Annotated in this window: 6 protein-coding genes; 5 read left to right on the forward strand and 1 reads right to left on the reverse strand. The window is 43.3% G+C overall.

Going from position 1 to position 2,727, the window contains the following annotated elements:
• Positions 1 to 351, reverse strand: a 351-nt coding sequence (locus D5R40_RS31910) for a hypothetical protein (RefSeq protein ID WP_134239661.1), incomplete at its 3' end; no start/stop codon positions are given.
• A gap of 362 nt (positions 352 to 713) precedes the next feature.
• On the opposite strand from D5R40_RS31910, the gene D5R40_RS38555 reads away from it, so the two are divergent.
• From D5R40_RS38555 to D5R40_RS31930, 5 genes are all read left to right on the forward strand, one after another.
• A complete protein-coding gene (locus D5R40_RS38555; protein WP_205127804.1) occupies positions 714 to 1,055 on the forward strand; it encodes a hypothetical protein in 342 nt (113 codons plus the stop codon).
• Positions 1,056 to 1,210: 155 nt separating this feature from the next.
• The gene (locus D5R40_RS31915; RefSeq protein ID WP_124155805.1) at positions 1,211 to 1,645 is read left to right on the forward strand and encodes a universal stress protein; all 435 of its coding nucleotides are present in this window, start codon (positions 1,211 to 1,213) and stop codon (positions 1,643 to 1,645) included.
• Positions 1,629 to 1,853, forward strand: a complete 225-nt coding sequence (locus D5R40_RS31920; RefSeq protein ID WP_124155806.1) for a putative universal stress family protein — start codon at positions 1,629 to 1,631, stop codon at positions 1,851 to 1,853. The genes D5R40_RS31915 and D5R40_RS31920 overlap by 17 nt, the downstream gene beginning before the upstream one ends.
• 130 nt (positions 1,854 to 1,983) lie before the next feature.
• Complete coding sequence (locus D5R40_RS31925) at positions 1,984 to 2,271, forward strand: universal stress protein (protein WP_205127805.1); 288 nt, start codon at positions 1,984 to 1,986, stop codon at positions 2,269 to 2,271.
• Between the two features lie 49 nt (positions 2,272 to 2,320).
• Positions 2,321 to 2,727 (forward strand): putative universal stress family protein (locus D5R40_RS31930; protein WP_134239662.1); only part of this gene is annotated, 407 nt, incomplete at its 3' end.

Genomic DNA, 2,727 nt, shown 5'->3' on the forward strand with positions numbered 1-2,727 from the left:
TCCCAGGCCCAGATAGAGAGATAAAGCCCGCCTCCTGATTTTTTCAGATTCGTCCAGCTTACCGAGAATTTCGTAGCAGCTTCCCATGCGAGATAAAGCGCCTGCGAGCGCGAAGGTGTCTTTTCTGCTTTCAGCAATTTTTTCTGCTTCTTTTGCGTGTTCTATTCCTTTAGCCGGATTAATAAATTGAAGTTGCTCGGCCAGTTGAATCAGGCTTTGCATACGTACAGATTCTTCAGGCTCAGCTGCGAGAACCTTTTCTAAACTGTCTATGAGTTCCGGTTGAGCTTTTACCGATAAAGTACTTCCCCACAGAAGTAAGCTCAGGAGTAAAGAATAGTGTAAGTGCATAGCTATGAATAAGTTAAGCAAATTTGGCATTCTTCTCAGCCTTGCACGATTTAGATTCTGCTAATTAGTGCCATCTTTTCCCCTAAACGTAATCCTTTCGGCTTTTACAGTAAGCCCATTTGTTTGAAGTTGACAAAAGTCATTCTGTTCTCTGAGCTCTCTCATTCATGATATTCCCTTTCTCCTATATGTTTGAGTAAAGAGAGCAAGATGAAAAATACTTCCATACATATCGGCATAGTACTACTGATCGCAGGGCTCCTTTTTACGGCCTTTCGATTTGAAGAAAAACCCACAGGGGCTTTGGAGGAATATGTAGAAAAGATTGAAGGCATTTGGGTAAATGAACATCGTGATACGATATGGGAGAGCCGGATGTTATGTGGATTGAGGTGAAGCGGGAATGGATTTACAGGAATCAGGTTCGCATTAAAATCAGCGAATACTGTAAGCCGGGTTTTGCAGAATACCTGGTATTTGAGCTTGTAGAGAATAAACTCATATACGTTGGAGCCCTGGATAAGGATGAGAGCTTTTGCCTTCTCTACCTCGATTATGCAGAATTAAGCTACGAAATCGAAGAGGGTGAAACGGTCCTTTACTACGAATCTTGTGAATCTGAGATGCAGAATCACCTCAACCGAAACTTGTTAGAATCAACGAATCAACCTTCAACACAAGCTCTATATAATGAATGCATTTAAAAGAATATTACTCGGATGGACCTCTCCAATACGGACTTATACCTATTGGATTATCTGAAGGTCTTTGCCGGGATCCAACAACCAGAAAAAGTCTATTGCACCCATGTGGTGAGAGAATTGGACCTTCCCAGTTTCGTAATGGATGAGTTGGGGAAATGAAGGCCACTCCGCTGGACGAGCGCTTGAAGAAAAGCCTGGAGGAAGAAGTAAAATTGAAACTAAAGCCCGGAGAATTTGAGGTGGATTGCGACGTGCTGGAAGGGAAAGCAGGAGAGAAATTGCTGCACTGGGCTGAGGTAAAAGGAGTAGACCTGGCCATACTGGGAAGAAAGATTCCGAGCCAGGGATCGGGGGTAGCAGCCCGGCGGTATTTGAGGAAAAGCCCCAGTTCGGTCCTCTTTGTTCCCCATCAAAAGCGACAAAGAATTGCCCGGATTGCTTTGGCAACTGATTTTTCGCCCACTTCTACCTACGCATTGAGAAAGGTGCTCGATTGGGCAGAGAAATTACCGGGACAAGTTAAGGTCAGTTTGATTCATGTTATACGATGTGCCTTCTGGCGTAAGGGCTCAGTTGGGAAATCGACCTGATTTAATTCTGAAACGAATTAGGGAAACCCACGAAGAGTTCTTCAAACACTACCTGGAAGTACTGGGCTTTGCCGATAAAGGGATCGAATTGAAGCTGATAGAAAAAATGCACGTAAATCCCGGGCATTATGTATACGAAACCGCAAAAGAAATACAGGCTGATCTCCTGGTTATGGAGCTTTCGGGCACTCATTCTTTGGCAACCTGATCCTGGGGAGCGTCAGTGAGAAAGTGCTCGAACTGAACCTTGATATTCCACTTATGATCCTTCGACCTCTGCACAGTGAGGTAGAAAAAACTTCCATCTTTTAGTATCAAAAAATTTAAAACTCTCGATTATGTCTAAGCTTATAAAAAATATCCTTGTACCTACAGATTTTAGTGATTATTCAGAGTATGCTTTACAAGCTGCTATAAAATTTGCCAGAAAGATCAGCGGTCAGATTTACCTCTACCATCGCATTCACCTCCATCCGGATTGGAACATCTTTACTGATGAAGAAAAAGCCTGTCATCCCAACCTCTTGAAAAAGGAAGAGGAAATGATGGCAGAATTCAGCAAGGTAATTGATAGAAATATGCATTCCGGATTCGTATCAACTCCATTTATTCTTCTGGAGATTTGATGGACAGGGCAGAGCAATTGTCGAAAAGTTTGACATTGACCTGGTTGTTATGGGCTCTGAAGGTGCTGATGGCCTGAAAGAAATGTTCCTGGGATCCAATGCACAGAAGGTGAGCAATATTGTGGATGTGCCTGTATTGATCATCAAGCACGAAATTGGCGATTTCTACCTGAAAGATGTGGTCTTTGCGTCCGACTTTAATGACGATGCCAAGAAGCCCTTTACCGATCTGATTCGCCTGGTACAGAACTTTGGTTCTACCATCCACTTGCTGTACATCGCTTCTGTAGAAGAATTTGTTGTGAAGGAAGAAACCCTGGCAAAAATGAAGGAGTTTGAGAAATTGTGTTGGGCACTTCCTTGTGAGATTCACGGCAAAGCCGATCAATCTGTAGAGTTGGGTGTGCAGCATTATATGACCAACTCAAGGGCGGACCTTTTATGTGTGGTTCATCA

This window comes from Okeania hirsuta, from assembly GCF_003838195.1.
GTDB classification, from domain to species: Bacteria; Cyanobacteriota; Cyanobacteriia; order Cyanobacteriales; family Microcoleaceae; genus Okeania; species Okeania hirsuta.

Coding starts and splice junctions, on each gene's coding strand:
- D5R40_RS38555 (WP_205127804.1), top strand. CDS start 714: ATGGGAGAGCCGGATGTTATGTGGATTGAGGTGAAGCGGGAATGGATT.
- D5R40_RS31915 (WP_124155805.1), top strand. CDS start 1,211: ATGAAGGCCACTCCGCTGGACGAGCGCTTGAAGAAAAGCCTGGAGGAA.
- D5R40_RS31925 (WP_205127805.1), top strand. CDS start 1,984: ATGTCTAAGCTTATAAAAAATATCCTTGTACCTACAGATTTTAGTGAT.